Genomic DNA, 14,868 nt, shown 5'->3' with positions numbered 1-14,868 from the left:
GGCGGCGGCGTCGCCGTGTCCGGCCCTGTCACAGCTCTGGCGTCCTGTGATACCCCCAGGTAGCTTCCGCTCCGAGCCCTGAGAGCACGCAGTGCGCCAAGGAGTGAGCCGCCGATGCCGCCGATGCCGGAGCCGATCCCCACCGACCAGTTGCACTTCACCCTGCCGCCGCAGCACGCCTCGCCGGCGGACGAGCGGCGCCACCGCAAGGAGCGGCTGGCCGCCGCCCTGCGCCTCTTCGGGCGGTACGGGTTCGAGGAGGGGGTCTCGGGCCATATCACCGCGCGGGACCCGGAGTTCACCGACTGCTTCTGGGTGAACCCCTTCGGGATGTCCCTCCGCCACATCACCGTCAGCGATCTGATCCTCGTCAACCAGGCCGGCCGGGTGGTCCAGGGGCGCCACCACGTCAACCAGGCGGCGTTTGTCGTTCACTCGTCCGTGCATCAGGCGCGGCCGGAGGTCGTGGCCGTCGCGCACTGCCACTCGGTGCACGGCCGTGCCCTGTCGGCGCTCGGCGAACTGCTCGAACCCATCACCCAGGACGTCTGCGCCTTCTTCGAGGACCACGCGCTCTACGACCGCTACACGGGCGTGGTCGTGGACGAGGCGGAGGGGCGGGCCATCGCGGCCGCGCTCGGCCCCCGTAAGGCCGTCATCCTGCGCAATCACGGTCTTCTGACGGTCGGCGACTCGGTCGACGCGGCCGCCTGGTGGTTCATCGCGATGGAGCGCTCCTGCCAGGTGCAGCTGGCCGCGAAGGCCGCGGGCAAGCCGGTCCTGATCGACTACAAGAACGCGGTGCAGACCCGTGAGCAGCTGGGCACCGATCTCGTCGCCTGGATCAACTATCAACCTCTGTACCAGCAGATCACCCGCGGCGAGCCGGACCTGCTGAGCTGAGACCCCCCGACTTACGGCACAATCCCCTGTCAAGACATGTCAGTTGGGACCAGAGCGCCGACTGACCCGGGAGAACGATGAGCGGAGCGCCTCGTGGCGGTGAAAGCGGCGGAAGACGCCACGACGGCAGAGCGCCATAAGCACAGCGGATGCGAGTGCGGCGAATGCGCCCGGGACGGGCACCGGCGGGCGGTGGCCGCGTTCCTGGCCCTGCGCGACCGGTTCGCGGCCGGGGAGGGCCTGCCCGCGGCGCTCGCGCACTCCGCCGAGGCATCCCGGCAGTGGGTGTCGGACGAGCTGACGCAGGCGGCCCGGACGACCTGGGACACCGGCCGCGCCGAGAGCTTCGCATGGGGCGGGGCGGTGCGGCGGCGCACGCTGTACGTGGTGTGGGGCGCGGTCGGGGCGCTGCTGATCGGGCAGTTGGCCACGGCGGTCGGCGCGGGCTGGTCGGCGGCGCGTACGGCCTCGCTGACCGTCGCGCTGCTCGCCGCCGGGCTGCTGACGCTCGCCGCCCGGCTGCACCGCGGCAGCGGCGGCCCGCTCGCCCCGCTCGTCGGCGAGGACAACCGCCTGTCCACCTCGCGCGCCGTGGCCGCCGCGTGGCTGCTGTTCGCGGTCTTCGCGGTGCTGATGCTCGCGGTCGAGCTGGCCTTCGCCCCGGAGGCGGGGGAGCGGACGGCCGACGGGCTGGCCCCGGGCGGCGCCGCCGGGCTGCTCACCGTCACCGCCCTGGCCTGCCTGGCCGCGGTCGCGGCCCGGCTCGTGGTGGCGGCGCGGGTGCGGGCGCAGCGGCTGCAGAAGGTCCGGGCGCTGCGGCCGCGCGCCGCGGATCTGCTGACCGACGACGCGGGCCGCGGCAGCCTGGCGGACGCGCAGTACGTGGTGGTGCAGGCGGTCGTGCTGGTTTTTGCCGCGGTGCGGCTGGCGCGCGAGCCGCAGCGGCTGCCCGAGCTGCCCTGGGGCCTGGCGCTGCTGGCCGCCGTCTCGGTGCTGATGTACCTGGCCGGGAAGTACACGGAGGGAGGTCGGCCCACGGTGCTCTCGGTGGTCCGGGTCCGGCCCGAGGAGGGCGGTTTCGACCGGGACGCGCCGATCCGCACCGGGGACGACATCGAGATCCGCGGCAGCGGCTTCGTACCCCCGGGGGCACAGGAGCCGGACCGGCTCGCCCGTATGGTCGTGCGGATCGGGGCGGTGCACGTCCAGGTGCCGCTGGTGCCGGTCGCCGGGGGCTTCAGCAACCCGACCGACACCGTGCTGACCGTGCCGGTGCCGGTGGATGTGGAGCCGGGGCGGGTGGAGGTGCAGGTCGTCACCGCGGCGGGGGCGGAGACAAACCGCTATCCGATCGACGTTCTGGACTGAGTCGCCTGCCCGTTTCCTCCGTAAGGTTTTGTTGACGAGGCAACGGGAGAGGCGGGCGTCATGAGGCATGCTGACAGAACGGTCGGAGCCGGCTCGGGCAGTGTGGGCGGCATGGGCGGCGTGAGCGGGATAGGCGGCAGCGGCGGCACCGGCGGCTGGCGGGACTCCGCCGCGCGGTACGCCCTGCTGCCGCTGCGGATCTTCCTCGGAGTGACGTTCATCTACGCGGGGATCGACAAGCTGACGGACTCGGCTTTCCTGGCCGACAGCGGCACCGGCTCGATGGGTGAGCTGATGCGGGGCGTGCGCGACAGCTCCGCGGTGCCGTGGCTGATCGACCTGGCGCTCAAGGACCCCACCAGCTTCGGGTACGCCATGGCCTTCGGGGAGTTGGCGGTCGGGCTCGGCACGATCGTGGGGCTGCTGGGGCGGCTGGCGGCGTTCGGCGGCGCGCTGATCTCGCTGAGTCTGTGGCTGACGGTCAGCTGGCAGTCGGACCCGTACTACTACGGAAACGATTTGGCGTATCTGATGGCGTGGCTGCCGCTGGTCCTCGCGGGCACCCCGTATCTGTCGCTGGACGTGGCCATCTCCAAGCGGCGCAGGCGCCAGGGCGCGCAGCTGTTCAGCTAGCCGCCTCCCGGTCCTCCTGTACGCCCCTGTCGTCGCCGCCGCTGCCGCGGCCCGCGGGCGGCGCCTCGTAGCGGCGGCGCAGCTCGTCCATGGGCAGATCGCGCAGCGGCGGTGCGGTGTGCTCGGAGAGGCGGGTGCGGCGCCGCCGGGCGCTGAAGGCGAGCGCAGAGACGAGCCCCGCCAGGCACAGCCCGCCCAGGAGGACGGGCAGGGGCGCGAAGGGCGGCAGATCCCACTCCCCGGCGGCGTCCAGACCGTACGCGAGGGCCGTCCCGAGGACGACGAGTCCGGCGGTCAGCCTGCCGGGCTGGAAGCGGTGGCGCTTCATGACCAGCTCACCTCCACATTGCCCAGGCCGATTTCCAGGTCAAGACGGAGCGTGCCCTTCGCTCCATGCCCATCGGCGGGCGGCACGGTCACGGTCCGGTCCCTGTTCGGCTGGATGTCGATGTCGTCGCCCCTCTCGCCCGGCAACCGGATGTCGCCGAACCCCACATGGATGGTCAGCTCGAGCCGCGTGTCCTTGGGCACGGTGACGGCCAGCTTCCCGGCGCCGACCTCGGCGTGCGTGGTGACGGTCTGGCCCTTCTTCAGGGACATGCGGTCCAGTTTGAGTTCGCCGACGCCCCCGCCCAGCGCGTACGAGCCGTGTACGGCGGCCGCGGAGGTGGGCGCCCAGGTGCGGCGCGACCAGTCGGTGGTGACGGACTTGGGGAGCCAGGCGGCGGCCGCCAGCAGCGCGGTGGTCACCACCGCCAGCACGATGGTGCCCGCGCCGGTGCGGCCGTACCGGGAGCTGACCGCGATGCCGAGCCCGAAGACGCCCAGCGCGCACGCGAACCCGATCTCCAGGCTGGTGCCGAGCGGCCGGGAGCCCCACGTCGCGCCCGCGCCCGCCACGGCCGCCGCCAGGGCGAGCAGAAACGTCCAGCCGCCGATCGACGTCCTCTCGGGCGCTCCGGGCGCCCTGCGGGGCCTGCGGAACGCCGCCCCCCGCCAGGCGGCCCCGGTGGCGTACGAGGCGCCGTCCGAGCCGTCGTCGGGGCCCCACAGATAGCCCGTGTCCGCGCCGACCGGGCCCGTCGTACCGTCCTTGACGATCGGGTCCCGCCACCAGGACGGGTTCCCCCAGGCCGGCGGCGGGGCCTTGGTCTCGGGCGGCGCGTCGGCCACCGCCTGGGCCGTCGCCGGGTCCACCACGCCCCCGCTCTCCGCCTGGTGGCGGTGGCGGGACCAGGTGCCGGCGCCCGCCGCGGCGATGGTCAGCATGATGGAGAAGAAGATCACGCTGCCGTTGTTGAGCATGGACAGGAACAGACCGCAGCCCACCAGCGCGCACAGCACCGCGGTGAGCGCCGGGCCCTCCACCCGGCCCGAGAGCAGCTTGCGGCCCTCGTTCTCCTCCTCGCCCTGGAGCGGGACCAGCAGCCAGCAGAAGCCGTACACGATCAGACCGAGGCCGCCCGTGACGGCGAGCACCGACAGCACCACCCGGAAGATGACCGGGTCCACATCGCAGAACCGGCCGAGCCCCCCGCATACGCCCGAGATCATCTTCTGATCGCGGCTGCGGCGCAGCGGCGCCCTCGTCGGCGGCCGCGGATCGCCGGACCCGGGCGCGCCGGGGGCCGGATTCGTGACGGTGGGGGCATCGGTCATGCTCACCATGGTGACAAGCCGCCGGGCACGGCTGTATCCGTGACAACCCTGGGCCTTCCCTGAGATCTTCCCCGAGGCCGCGGCGGCTATCGTGGCTGCCGCATCGAACATATGCGGGGGGACATGGCCAGCAGGGGGAGCGGGAGGGGCACATCGTGTCAGAAGAAGGGCGGCTGATCGCGGGGAGGTACCGGCTGGTCGAGCAGATCGGCCGCGGAGGCATGGGCACGGTTTGGCGTGCCCAGGACGAACTGCTGGACCGCCAGGTCGCGCTGAAGCAACTGCACATGTCGCCGCACCTCGCCGAGGAGGAGGTCGCCACCCTCTTCGAGCGCACCCGCCGCGAGGCGCGCAGTGCCGCCCGTATCGCGCACCCCAATGTCGTGGTCGTCCATGACGTGGTGGAGGACTCGGGGATGCCGTGCATCGTCATGGAGTACGTGCCCTCGACCACGTTGGGCGATCTGCTCAAGACCGGCCGGACCGTCACCCCCGACGAGGCGGCCAGGATCGGTCGCGGCATGATCGCCGCGCTGCGGGCCGCGCACGCGGCCGGGGTGCTGCACCGCGACGTCAAGCCCGGCAACGTCCTCCTCGGCGACGACGGCCGGGTCGTGCTCACCGACTTCGGCATCGCCATGGCCACCGGCACCTCCACGCTCACCAAGACCGGCGAAGTCGTCGGCTCCATCGACTACATCGCGCCCGAGCGGATCAGGGGCAAGACCCCGGGGCCCTCCTCGGACCTGTGGGCGCTGGGCGCGACGCTCTATCAGGCCATCGAGGGACGGCCGCCGTTCCGCAAGGCCACGCCGATCGAGACCGGGTACGCGATCGCCGTCGACCCGCTCGAGCCGCCGGTACGGTCGGGGCCGCTGACCGGGCTGATCGAAGGGCTGCTGGCCAAGGAGCCCGAGGACCGGCCGTCGGCGGAGCAGACCGAGCGCGCGCTGCGCGGCCCGGCCGGGCTGCCCGAGACGACATCGATGCCAAGGCCCGACCCGGCGGCCACCACCCTGATGCCCACGGTCGGCTTCGGTCCCGCGGAGACATCCACGCCCGGGTACGGGCATCCGGCGGAGACGTCCACGCCGGTGTACGGGCACCCGGCGAACCCGTCCACGCCCGTGTACGGGCACCCCGCCACGCACGCCCCCACGCAGCAGCCCACACCGCCGTCCACGCAGCACCCCACGCCGCCGTCCACGCAGATGCCCACACCGCCGCCCGCACACGTCCACGGGGCCGGCTTCCCGCCCGCCCCCGTGCCACCCGTGCCCCCCGCCCCAGGCGGTGGCCGGCGCCGCGGGCGTACGGCGCTGTGGACCGCGTCGGCGGCCGCCGTGGCCGTGGCAGGGGTCGCGGCCGGGTTGTATCTGTCGGGCGTCGAATTCGGCGGGAGCAAGGACGACGGGGCGGGTTCCGGGACCTCCTCGCCCACGGCCTCGGCGTCGGCGACGTACAAGATCCCGGAGCTGCCCGACGGCTACCACCGGGAGGAACTGGCGGACTTCGGCGTCTCCCTCCCCGTACCGGACGACTGGAAACGCCAGCCCGACTCCAGCTCGCAGGGCACGGTGGACAGCACCCAGGAGGTCAGGTTCCTGGACCCCAGCCAGAAGGCCAGGCTGATGGTCAACGTCATCGACCAGGCAGGCTCCGACCATGTGCAGCACTTCGAGGACCTCGAGCCCTCGATCAAGCAGCAGTATCCGGTCTACCAGCGGATGCGCTTGGACAAGACGAAGTACCGGGGCCTGCCCGGGGCGATCTGGGAGTTCAAGTTCCAGGGGCGGGAGCGCATGTACCGCGCCATCGACCTCGGCTTCGGCGAGGAGGGCGGCAAGGCGTACGCGCTCTACCTGAGCGCACCCGCGGACGAGTGGGCCGACTATCTGGAGGTCTTCCGGAACGCCCGGGACGGCTTCAAGCTCGAGGACGGTTCCTCGTAGGTCGGGGAACGATCAGGGGCGACCCTGATACCCGGGCGGAGCCGTTCGTGTGACGATCGGTGCATGACCGCCGCGCCCCCCGCCGCCGAGCCGCCCCCGCGCAAGCTGTACCGCAGCGCCGAGGGGCGGATGGTCGGCGGCGTGGCGCGCGGGCTGGCCGGCCATCTGGGGCTGCCGGTGTCCTGGGTGCGGTTCGTGTTCATCGCGCTGCTGATGGCCGAGGGCTTCGGCGCGCTGGTGTACGCGCTGTTCTGGTTCGTGGTGCCGCTGGGCTTCGGCGGCGTCGAGACCCCCCGCCCCGCGGCCGACCGGGGCGCCGAGGGCGCGCGCCGCATCCTGTCCCGCAAACCGGACAAGGGGCAGGTCTTCGCGCTGCTCGCGCTCCTGGTCGGCCTGGGCGTGTTCGTCGAGAACTTCCAGCTGGGCCGCGCCAACACCTACATCTGGCCGCTGCTGCTCATCGGCGCGGGCGTGGCCCTGGTCTGGCGCCAGGCCGACAACTCCCGGCGCGCCCAGTGGGTCGAGCTCAGCCGCCGCAAGCAGGTGCTGCCGATCGCGCGGGGCGCCGCCGGGGTGGTGCTGGTCGGCGCCGGGGTGACCGGCATCGTCGTACTCCAGGGCTCGGCCAAGCACCTGGGAGCGGTGCTGCAGGCCGCGCTCGCGGTGCTGGTGGGCATCGCGCTGCTGGCGGGCCCGTACCTGGTGCGGATGGCCCAGGACCTCTCCGAGGAGCGCCTGATGCGCATCCGCGCCCAGGAGCGGGCCGAGGTCGCCGCCCATGTCCATGACTCCGTGCTGCACACCCTGACCCTGATCCAGCGGAACGCGGAGGACCCCCGGGAGGTCGCCCGGCTGGCCCGGGCCCAGGAGCGCGAGCTGCGCGCCTGGCTGTACCGGCCGGAGGGCAGGGGCAAGGACGAGGCCGAGGAGCCGGACACGCTCGCGGAGGCGGTCAAGGCGGCCGCCGCGGAGGTCGAGGACCACCACGGCGTGCCGATCGAGGTGGTCGTCGTCGGCGACTGCCCGCTGGACGAGAAGCTGGCCGCGCAGCTGCAGGCAGCGCGCGAGGCGATGGTCAACGCCGCCAAGTACGGTGGCGACGGCGGGGCCGTCCAGGTCTTCGCCGAGGTCGAGGGGGCCACGGTGTTCATCTCCGTACGGGACCGGGGGCCGGGCTTCGACCTGGACGCGGTGCCGGAGGACCGGATGGGCGTACGCGAGTCCATCATCGGCAGAATGCGGCGCAACGGCGGCACGGCGCGGCTGAGGTCCGCGCCGGACGGAGGCACGGTAGTGGAGTTGGAGATGGAGAGGGCGGCGACGACGACATGACCGACGCGAGCGGGGCGAGCCGGCCGGCGGACGGGACCGGGCAGGCGGCGAGCGGGGCGGCGGAGGAGCCGGCACAGCGCCGGGTGCGGGTCGTCCTCGTCGACGACCACCGGATGTTCCGGACCGGCGTCCAGGCCGAGATCGGGGAGACGGCCCGTACGGGCGTCGAGGTGGTCGGGGAGGCGGCGGACGTCGACCAGGCCGTCACGGTGATCGGCGCCACCCGGCCGGAGGTCGTCCTCCTCGACGTCCACCTCCCGGGCGGCGGAGGCGTCGAGGTGCTGCGCCGCAGCGCGGCCCTGATGGCCGCCGCCGACCGGCCGGTGCGCTTCCTGGCGCTGTCGGTCTCGGACGCCGCCGAGGACGTCATCGGGGTCATCCGCGGCGGCGCCCGCGGCTATGTCACCAAGACCATCACCGGCACCGACCTGGTCGACGCGATCTTCCGGGTCTCCGAGGGCGACGCCGTCTTCTCGCCCCGCCTCGCCGGCTTCGTCCTCGACGCGTTCGCCTCCACGGACGCCCCGCCGGTGGACGAGGACCTCGACCGCCTCACCCAGCGCGAACGCGAGGTGCTGCGGCTGATCGCCCGCGGGTACGCGTACAAGGAGATCGCCAAGCAGCTGTTCATCTCGGTGAAGACGGTGGAGAGCCATGTCTCGGCGGTGTTGCGCAAGCTCCAGCTCTCCAACCGCCACGAGCTGACCCGCTGGGCGACGGCCCGCCGTCTGGTCTGACCTGCGGGCTAGTAGCCGATGGTGAACCGCCGCTGGACGAACCGGGGCAGCTCGGCCTCGTCGACCAGCGCGACGGCGGCGTCCTCGATGGAGATCCGGCTGCGCCCCTCGGCGTCCAGGACCGGCTGGTCGCCGCCGAGCCGGAAGCGGCCGGTGCGCTCGCCGGGGGCGATGTCCTCGGCCGGGCTGAAGTAGGTCCACAGCCGGTTCGAGGCGCGCAGCACGTTCAGCGCGTCCCGGTGGCCGCGGACCGCGGCGGCGTACTCCCTCGGCAGGCCGAGCGAGTCCAGCGCCGCGTACAGCTCCTCGTCGGAGTCGGCGCGCGTGACCCCCGGCCTGATCTCCAGGCTTCCCGCGCCGCCGATCACGATCAGCCGGGTCCGGGGATGGCTCTCCAGGGCCTTCAGCAGCACCTTGGCGGCCGTGGCGTAGACGGTCGGATCGGCGATCGAGCGCCGCACGGTGTCCGCCATGTCCTGGGCGGCGTTGCCCGGCTGGAAGCCGCTGATCAGGACGTCCAGACCGGGCAGGACGGCCGCCACGCTGTCGGGGTCGAGGACGTCGACGCTCTTCCACACCACATTCTCGCGGTCCTCCTCGATACGGGAGGCGTCGCGGGTGAACGCGATGACGTCATGGCCCCGGCCGAGGGCTTCGGTGACGACGCGCTGTCCGATGTTGCCGGTGGCGCCAATGATTCCTATGCGCATGAAAGCAGATCTCCAATGGCGGAAGGTGTGCCTATACGGTGTGCCTATACGGCGTGCGGCGACTATACGGCGTGAAGTTTTAATACGGCAACCAGGGATTGTGACGCTGTAGAGTGCTCCCGTGGGCACGACGACGGGACGCCGGGAGAGGCTGCGGGCCGAGACGACGGCCGAGATCAAGAAGGTCGCGCTCGGGCTGATGTCCTCGGGCGGGCCGGACGCGATCACCCTGCGCGCCATCGCCCGCGAGATGGGCATGACGGCCAACGCCATCTACGGCTACTTCGCCACCCGGGACGACCTGGTCACCACGCTGATCAGCGATGTGTACACCTCGCTCGCCGACGCCGTGGACGCCGCCCGGGACGCCTGCCCCGCCGACGACCCGGCCGGCCGCATCACGGCCTGGGCGAACGCCTTCCGTGACTGGGCGCTCACCAACTCCGAGGGCTTCCGGCTGATCTACGGCGACCCCGTACCCGGCTACCAGGCGCCCGAGACCAGCGCCGCGCCCGAGGCCGAACACCGCGTCTGCGCCGGGCTCACCGGCCTGGCCGCGGGGGCCTGGCCGCACGCCAAGGAGCTCTACCCGGAAGCCGAGTTCGAGTGGTCGGACTTCGACCCCAAGCTCGCGGCCGAGGTGCGCGAGGAGTTCCCCGGCCTGCCGCCCGCCGCCGTGGCCATCGCGCTGCGCATCTGGGGCCATCTGCACGGTCTGGTCTCGCTGGAGATCTACGGCCATATGCGCGTCCAGACCCCGCGCCCCGACAAGATCTACCGCGCGGAGCTGGCCCAGCTGGTCCGCGGACTGGGCCTGCCCGCGTAGCGGTGCGGCGCGGTCAGCCGCCGGCGCCCGCCATGGTCTGCTTGGCCAGCTCGTACGCGGGCAGCATGGCGTCGTGCTCATCGCTGTCGAGCCCGCCGAGGTGCAGTACGACGCCGCCCTTCGGGGTCACCACCGCGAGCGCCCGCTCCCGCTTGGACTCGTCCAGATCGGGGTTGTCGAGGATGTAGCTGATCTCCGCGGCGGGCAGGTCGCCGGCCTTCACATCGCTGTACCGGGCGTCGCGTACGCCCTTCTCGTCGGCCATGAACGCCTTCAGCAGCTGCCGGGGCTCGGTGCCGGCCGCGGCCTTGCCCTTGTCGCCGGTCCATACGCGCAGAAAGCCGATGTGCCCGGCGGGCTTCGCGTCGATCTCGCAGACGAGGGTCACCGGGCCTTGTGAGAGGAGGGTGGAGCCCAGCTCGGGGTCGGCCCCCTCCAGCTCCTTCACCGCCTCCGGCTTCCACGACTTGGCGAGGCTGAACCGCACCGGCAGCGCACACGCCGTGTCCCGGCCGCCGAGTTCGCCGCTCGCCGCCGCCACCTTGACGCCGCCCTTGCCGCTCTTCTCCCCCTTGCCGCCCCTGCCGCCCTTGCTGTCGTCGCCGGAGTCCGAGGAGCAGCCCGTCAGTGCCCCGAACATGCCGATCACGCCGATTGCCACAGCGGCGCCCACGGCTGCCCGACCAGGTATGCGCATCGCGCTGTTCCCCGCCTTCTCCACAGAAAAATCGAAAATTCGCCGCAGCATATCCGGAACGGATCCCGGTTGACTGGGGGAGATGTGCCACCGACGAACTGCGGCGACGGCGACGAGAGGCTGTGGGGATCATGAGCGGATCGGAGATGCCGGTTCCGGACGGTCCGTTAGGCGGTCCGTTAGCTGAGGGGCCGCTGCCGGGCCCGGCCCGCGCACCGGACGCAGTCGCCCCGCCGGCGGCCGGGGACCCCGCGCACATCGGCTCGTTCCGGCTGGTCGGGCGGCTCGGCGCCGGGGGCATGGGGCGGGTGTATCTGGGGGTGTCGCGGGCCGGGCGGCCGACCGCCGTGAAGGTCGTACGCGCCGATCTGGCCGAGGAGCCCGTCTTCCGCCGCCGCTTCGCCGCGGAGGTCGCCGCCGCCCGCCGGGTCCAGGGTCCGTACACCCCGGCCGTCGTGGCCGCCGACCCGGACGCCGAACCGCCCTGGCTGGCCACCTCGTACATCGCCGGGCCCTCGCTGGGCGAGACCGTCGACGACGGCGGCCCGCTGACGCCGCCCATGGCGCGGCGCCTTGGCGCCGGCGTCGCCGAGGCGCTGGGCGCCATCCACGCGGCCGGGGTGGTGCACCGCGACCTCAAGCCGAGCAATGTCCTGCTGGACGCCGACGGGCCGAAGGTCATCGACTTCGGGATCGCGGCCGCGGCCGACGCCACCCGGCTGACCAGCACCGGCGTCCGGCTCGGCACGCTCGGGTTCATGTCGCCCGAACAGGCCGACGGGCGCCCGATCGCCCCCGCCTCCGACATCTTCGCCCTGGGCTGTCTGCTCGCGTACGCGGTCACCGGCCGGCCGCCGTTCGGCGACGGGCCGCCGAGCGAGGTGCTGTACCGCGTCATCAATGCCGAGCCGGACCCGGGCTACCTGGACTGCGGTGATCCGGAGCTGAGCGTGCTGATCGGCCGCTGTCTGCGCAAGTGGCCCGCGGACCGTCCGACCGTGGACGAGGTCATCGACGCCTGCGCCACCCGCGAAGGGCAGCCGCCGGGCTGGCCGGACGCCCGCCTCGGGCCCCGTATCGCCGATGCCCATGCCGCCCTGGAACGCGCCTTGAGAGGGGATTCCAGTGGCTCCGGGGGAAGTGGCCCCGGGCGACCTGTTGCTGAGGGCCGTACCGCTGAGGGCCGTACCGCCGGGGGCCGCGGTGCCTGGCGGTCCCGGCGCGGCGCCGTGGCCGGGGCCCTCCTCGGCGTGGCGGCCGTCGCGGTCGTCCTCGCCGTCGTTCTGACCACGGGCGGCGGCAAGGACGGCGGCAAGGACGGCGGCGGCGCCCGGTACACGGCCGGGTACAAGGGGCGGACCCTGACGCTCCCGGACTACGACCACTACATCGACCTGCCCACCGGCAAGGTCGTCAAGGGCGACGGCCGATGGATGCTGAGCACCAACAGCGGCGGCGACGGCCACGGCGCCTTCGAGCTCCAGGACGCCACCGAGGCCCAGATCGCGGGGGAGCGGCCGGTCACCCCCGAGCGCTGCGCGGAGTTGGTCGCCCACCGGCCGCTGCGCGAGAAGGTGCGCTTCGCCCAGGCGCCCGCCGGGCGGTGGTTCTGCATGCGCGACCGTATCTCGGGCGATGTCGCGGTCGTCCAGGTCCTGGACACCGACTCCGGCGACTACACCGTCACCGTCGCGGTCGACTACTACCGCAGGGCCGCGACGGGGTGAAACGTTTCCGGTCCCCGGGAGCCTGTGCATAACGTGCTTGGGCCGCCCGCGACTTGTGATCGCGGGCCGGGAGGAGGGGCAACTGATGGGCACTGCGGAACCCGAGTGGTGGGAGACCTGGGAGGCCGAAGCGGAGCGGCGGCTGCCGCCGCACGCCTACGCGTACTACGCCTCCGGCGCCGGGCGTGACGTCACCCGGGACGAGGGGCTGCGCGACTGGGACGCGCTGCGGCTGCTGCCGCATATGCTGCGCCGCGTATCCGGGGTCGCCACCCGTACGACCGTGCTGGGCACCGAGGTCGCCACCCCGGTGCTCGTCGCCCCCATGGCGGGCCAGGAGTACGCCCACCCGGACGGGGAGCAGGAGATGGCCAAGGGCGCGGCCGGGGCCGGGTCCCTGCTGGGCGTGACGACCTGGACCGCCAGCCGCTTCGAGAACATCGCCGCCTCGGGCGCGCCCTGGTGGTACCAGGTGTACGTCATGCGCGACCGCGGCCTGACCGCCGAACTCGTCCGGCGCGCCACAGACCACGGCGCCCGCGCCCTGCTGTTCACCGTCGACGTACCGGTGCTCGGCCGCCGCGGGGACAACCACCGGGCCGCCGACCTCGATCCGCTCGTGCGCCTGGTCAACCTGGCGGGCCGTCAGGAGTTCCCGCGCGAGGCGGCCCAGATGGAGCCGGACCTGACGCCGGACCTGATCGGCTGGCTGCATGAGATCAGCGGGCTCCCGGTCCTGGTCAAGGGCGTGCTGCGGGCGGACGACGCCAAGGTCGTCGTGGACCACGGCGGCGCGGGCGTGGTGGTCTCCACCCACGGCGGACGCCAGCTCGACCGCAGTGTGACCTCGGCGTCCGCGCTGCCCCGCGTGGCCGAGGCGCTGGCGGGCACCGGCGTCGAGGTCTACGCCGACAGCGGGGTGCGCCGCGGCGAGCACATAGCGGCGGCCCTCGCGCTGGGCGCCCGCGCAGTGCTCGTCGGCCGCCCGGCGCTGTGGGGGCTGGCGACGGAGGGGGCCGCGGGGGTCCAGGAGGCCGTGGACCGGCTCACCGCCGAACTCGCCCACACCATGACCCTGCTGGGCGTCGAGACCCCCGCCGCGCTCACCCCGGACCTCGTCGCCTGAGCCCGGCCCGCCCGGCCCGCCCTGCCCGCCCGTCTCACCCGAAGCCCAGGCGCCGCGGCACCGCCACGTCCAGCGTGTCCTTGACCATGGCGAGCGCCGCGCCGAGCGGGCTCGAGCGGCCGCCGCTCACCGTGATGTCGCCCGCGTCCGGACAGCCGTAGACCACGGCCTTCTCCGGCCCGGTGAGCGCGTGCAGCGGGTCGCCGGGCGCGGTCCGCTCCAGGCGGACCCGGACCAGCAGCGGCTCATCGGCGCTCGCGCTCGCGACCGCGCGCAGCCGGTGGCCCGAGGCGGCGGCCTCCCGCGCGGCCCGCGCCGTGCCGTCGTCCACCGGCTCGGTCTCGGTACGGACCGCCGAGGCGTCCCAGCCCCACAACAGGGCCGCCAGCAGCCGCGCCTTCGTGGCGGCGTCGGAGCCGGACAGATCGGCGCTGGGGTCGGCCTCGGCGATCCCGCGCCGCCGCGCCTCGGCGACCGCGCCGGCCAGGGAGTCGCCGGCCGCGAGGCGGTCGAGCACGAAGGTGGCGGTGCCGTTCGGGCAGGCGCGGATCGTACGGCAGCCGAGGCCGCGTACACCGGCCCTGGCCAGGTCGCCCGCGGGCAGGGCGGCGCCGGTGGCGCCCGAGATCCTGATCAGGCTGCCGCCTTCCGCCGCGGCCCGGCCCAGCTCCCGCCAGTGGCTGAGCAGATGGCTCTTGGTGGCGGTGACCACGTGGACGCCGCGGCGCAGGGCGAGCAGCGCCTCGGCGGCCGCCTGGTCGCGCACCTCGGGAGACGAGGGCAGGCACTGGACCAGCACCCCGGCCCCCGTACGGTCCAGCGTCTCGGCCGGCGACGGCAGCGGGCCCCATGCGGACCGGGGCGGCGGGGGCGCCCAGGTGCCCAAGGTGCCCTCGGCGTCCCGGGTGTCCTCGGCGTCCCTGGTGTCCTCGGTGCCGGCGCCGTTGGCCGGCGGTGGCAGGTACTCGGCCGAGCTGGTCCGTACGGCCGCGAGGCGCAGCCGCGCTCCGTGGCGGTCCGCGAGGGCTTCGCCGTGCGCGGCGAGGTGTCCGACGTAGGCCCGGCCGACCGGGCCGTAGCCCGACAGCACGACGGAGGCCGGGGTGGCGCTGTGCTCCGACACGGATTCAGCTCTCCTTCTCACCTGGCTGGATACGGCCGTTGGGGTTGGGCGGGCCTCCCGCACGGTACGCCCGCC

The 14,868-nt window shown here is 73.5% G+C and carries 14 protein-coding genes; 9 read left to right on the top strand and 5 right to left on the bottom strand.

All coding sequences use genetic code 11. The features are described 5' to 3' along the window. Nucleotides 1-114 precede the first annotated feature (114 nt). The 3 genes from ACFV2X_RS37325 (at nucleotide 115) to ACFV2X_RS37315 (ending at nucleotide 2,904) form a co-directional block, all read left to right on the top strand. Complete coding sequence (locus tag ACFV2X_RS37325; protein ID WP_385625474.1) at nucleotides 115-903, top strand: class II aldolase/adducin family protein; 789 nt, start codon at nucleotides 115-117, stop codon at nucleotides 901-903. 93 nt (nucleotides 904-996) lie between these two features. Continuing rightward, a complete protein-coding gene (locus ACFV2X_RS37320) occupies nucleotides 997-2,271 on the top strand; it encodes a hypothetical protein (protein WP_385625472.1) in 1,275 nt (424 codons plus the stop codon). Nucleotides 2,272-2,382: 111 nt separating this feature from the next. Continuing rightward, nucleotides 2,383-2,904 (top strand): DoxX family protein, encoded by a 522-nt coding sequence (locus ACFV2X_RS37315; RefSeq protein WP_385625509.1) that lies wholly within the window; start codon nucleotides 2,383-2,385, stop codon nucleotides 2,902-2,904. On the opposite strand, the gene ACFV2X_RS37310 is transcribed toward ACFV2X_RS37315, so the two are convergent. Beyond that, nucleotides 2,897-3,232 (bottom strand): hypothetical protein, encoded by a 336-nt coding sequence (locus tag ACFV2X_RS37310; protein WP_385625470.1) that lies wholly within the window; start codon nucleotides 3,230-3,232, stop codon nucleotides 2,897-2,899. The genes ACFV2X_RS37315 and ACFV2X_RS37310 overlap by 8 nt on opposite strands. Continuing rightward, on the bottom strand, nucleotides 3,229-4,563 hold the full coding sequence (locus ACFV2X_RS37305) for a PspC domain-containing protein (protein WP_385625468.1): 1,335 nt from the start codon (nucleotides 4,561-4,563) through the stop codon (nucleotides 3,229-3,231). Before ACFV2X_RS37305 ends, ACFV2X_RS37310 begins: the two co-directional genes overlap by 4 nt. Before the next feature lie 221 nt (nucleotides 4,564-4,784). On the opposite strand from ACFV2X_RS37305, the gene ACFV2X_RS37300 reads away from it, so the two are divergent. From ACFV2X_RS37300 to ACFV2X_RS37290, 3 genes are all read left to right on the top strand, one after another. After that, on the top strand, nucleotides 4,785-6,515 hold the full coding sequence (locus tag ACFV2X_RS37300; RefSeq protein WP_385625507.1) for a protein kinase: 1,731 nt from the start codon (nucleotides 4,785-4,787) through the stop codon (nucleotides 6,513-6,515). A 63-nt stretch (nucleotides 6,516-6,578) separates the two neighbouring features. Then, the gene (locus tag ACFV2X_RS37295) at nucleotides 6,579-7,847 is read left to right on the top strand and encodes a PspC domain-containing protein (RefSeq protein ID WP_385625466.1); all 1,269 of its coding nucleotides are present in this window, start codon (nucleotides 6,579-6,581) and stop codon (nucleotides 7,845-7,847) included. Then, complete coding sequence (locus ACFV2X_RS37290; RefSeq protein ID WP_385625464.1) at nucleotides 7,844-8,584, top strand: LuxR C-terminal-related transcriptional regulator; 741 nt, start codon at nucleotides 7,844-7,846, stop codon at nucleotides 8,582-8,584. The genes ACFV2X_RS37295 and ACFV2X_RS37290 overlap by 4 nt, the downstream gene beginning before the upstream one ends. An 8-nt stretch (nucleotides 8,585-8,592) precedes the next feature. Here ACFV2X_RS37290 and ACFV2X_RS37285 read toward each other — a convergent pair whose 3' ends face one another. Then, complete coding sequence (locus ACFV2X_RS37285; protein WP_385625462.1) at nucleotides 8,593-9,294, bottom strand: NAD(P)-dependent oxidoreductase; 702 nt, start codon at nucleotides 9,292-9,294, stop codon at nucleotides 8,593-8,595. A gap of 121 nt (nucleotides 9,295-9,415) precedes the next feature. Between ACFV2X_RS37285 and ACFV2X_RS37280 the strand changes: the two genes are divergently transcribed. Next, the gene (locus ACFV2X_RS37280; protein WP_385625460.1) at nucleotides 9,416-10,120 is read left to right on the top strand and encodes a TetR/AcrR family transcriptional regulator; all 705 of its coding nucleotides are present in this window, start codon (nucleotides 9,416-9,418) and stop codon (nucleotides 10,118-10,120) included. A 13-nt stretch (nucleotides 10,121-10,133) separates the two neighbouring features. Here the strand turns inward: ACFV2X_RS37280 and ACFV2X_RS37275 are convergent, their stop codons facing one another. Further along, nucleotides 10,134-10,817 carry a lipoprotein gene (locus ACFV2X_RS37275; protein ID WP_385625458.1) on the bottom strand — a complete coding sequence of 228 codons (684 nt, stop codon included), beginning with the start codon at nucleotides 10,815-10,817 and terminating at the stop codon, nucleotides 10,134-10,136. Between the two features lie 131 nt (nucleotides 10,818-10,948). On the opposite strand from ACFV2X_RS37275, the gene ACFV2X_RS37270 reads away from it, so the two are divergent. Then, nucleotides 10,949-12,544, top strand: a complete 1,596-nt coding sequence (locus ACFV2X_RS37270) for a serine/threonine-protein kinase (RefSeq protein ID WP_385625456.1) — start codon at nucleotides 10,949-10,951, stop codon at nucleotides 12,542-12,544. 85 nt (nucleotides 12,545-12,629) lie between these two features. Then, entirely contained in the window at nucleotides 12,630-13,670 is a 1,041-nt protein-coding gene (locus ACFV2X_RS37265) for an alpha-hydroxy acid oxidase (RefSeq protein WP_385625454.1), read from the top strand. Between the two features lie 34 nt (nucleotides 13,671-13,704). Here the strand turns inward: ACFV2X_RS37265 and ACFV2X_RS37260 are convergent, their stop codons facing one another. Further along, a complete protein-coding gene (locus tag ACFV2X_RS37260; RefSeq protein ID WP_385625452.1) occupies nucleotides 13,705-14,793 on the bottom strand; it encodes a homoserine dehydrogenase in 1,089 nt (362 codons plus the stop codon). Between the last annotated feature and the right edge of the window lie 75 nt (nucleotides 14,794-14,868).

It is taken from the genome of Streptomyces sp. NPDC059679 (genome assembly GCF_042734105.1).
Classification (GTDB): domain Bacteria; phylum Actinomycetota; class Actinomycetes; order Streptomycetales; family Streptomycetaceae; genus Streptomyces.
Note: the sequence above shows the minus strand (reverse complement) of the source record. Positions and strands in the feature narration are given on the sequence as shown.

Excerpts from the sequence above, each read along its gene's own strand:
- ACFV2X_RS37325 (WP_385625474.1), top strand. The coding sequence starts at position 115 with ATGCCGCCGATGCCGGAGCCGATCCCCACCGACCAGTTGCACTTCACC.
- ACFV2X_RS37315 (WP_385625509.1), top strand. The coding sequence starts at position 2,383 with ATGGGCGGCGTGAGCGGGATAGGCGGCAGCGGCGGCACCGGCGGCTGG.
- ACFV2X_RS37310 (WP_385625470.1), bottom strand. The coding sequence starts at position 3,232 with ATGAAGCGCCACCGCTTCCAGCCCGGCAGGCTGACCGCCGGACTCGTC.
- ACFV2X_RS37305 (WP_385625468.1), bottom strand. The coding sequence starts at position 4,563 with ATGACCGATGCCCCCACCGTCACGAATCCGGCCCCCGGCGCGCCCGGG.
- ACFV2X_RS37300 (WP_385625507.1), top strand. The coding sequence starts at position 4,785 with ATGGGCACGGTTTGGCGTGCCCAGGACGAACTGCTGGACCGCCAGGTC.
- ACFV2X_RS37295 (WP_385625466.1), top strand. The coding sequence starts at position 6,579 with ATGACCGCCGCGCCCCCCGCCGCCGAGCCGCCCCCGCGCAAGCTGTAC.
- ACFV2X_RS37290 (WP_385625464.1), top strand. The coding sequence starts at position 7,844 with ATGACCGACGCGAGCGGGGCGAGCCGGCCGGCGGACGGGACCGGGCAG.
- ACFV2X_RS37285 (WP_385625462.1), bottom strand. The coding sequence starts at position 9,294 with ATGCGCATAGGAATCATTGGCGCCACCGGCAACATCGGACAGCGCGTC.
- ACFV2X_RS37275 (WP_385625458.1), bottom strand. The coding sequence starts at position 10,817 with ATGCGCATACCTGGTCGGGCAGCCGTGGGCGCCGCTGTGGCAATCGGC.
- ACFV2X_RS37270 (WP_385625456.1), top strand. The coding sequence starts at position 10,949 with ATGAGCGGATCGGAGATGCCGGTTCCGGACGGTCCGTTAGGCGGTCCG.
- ACFV2X_RS37265 (WP_385625454.1), top strand. The coding sequence starts at position 12,630 with ATGGGCACTGCGGAACCCGAGTGGTGGGAGACCTGGGAGGCCGAAGCG.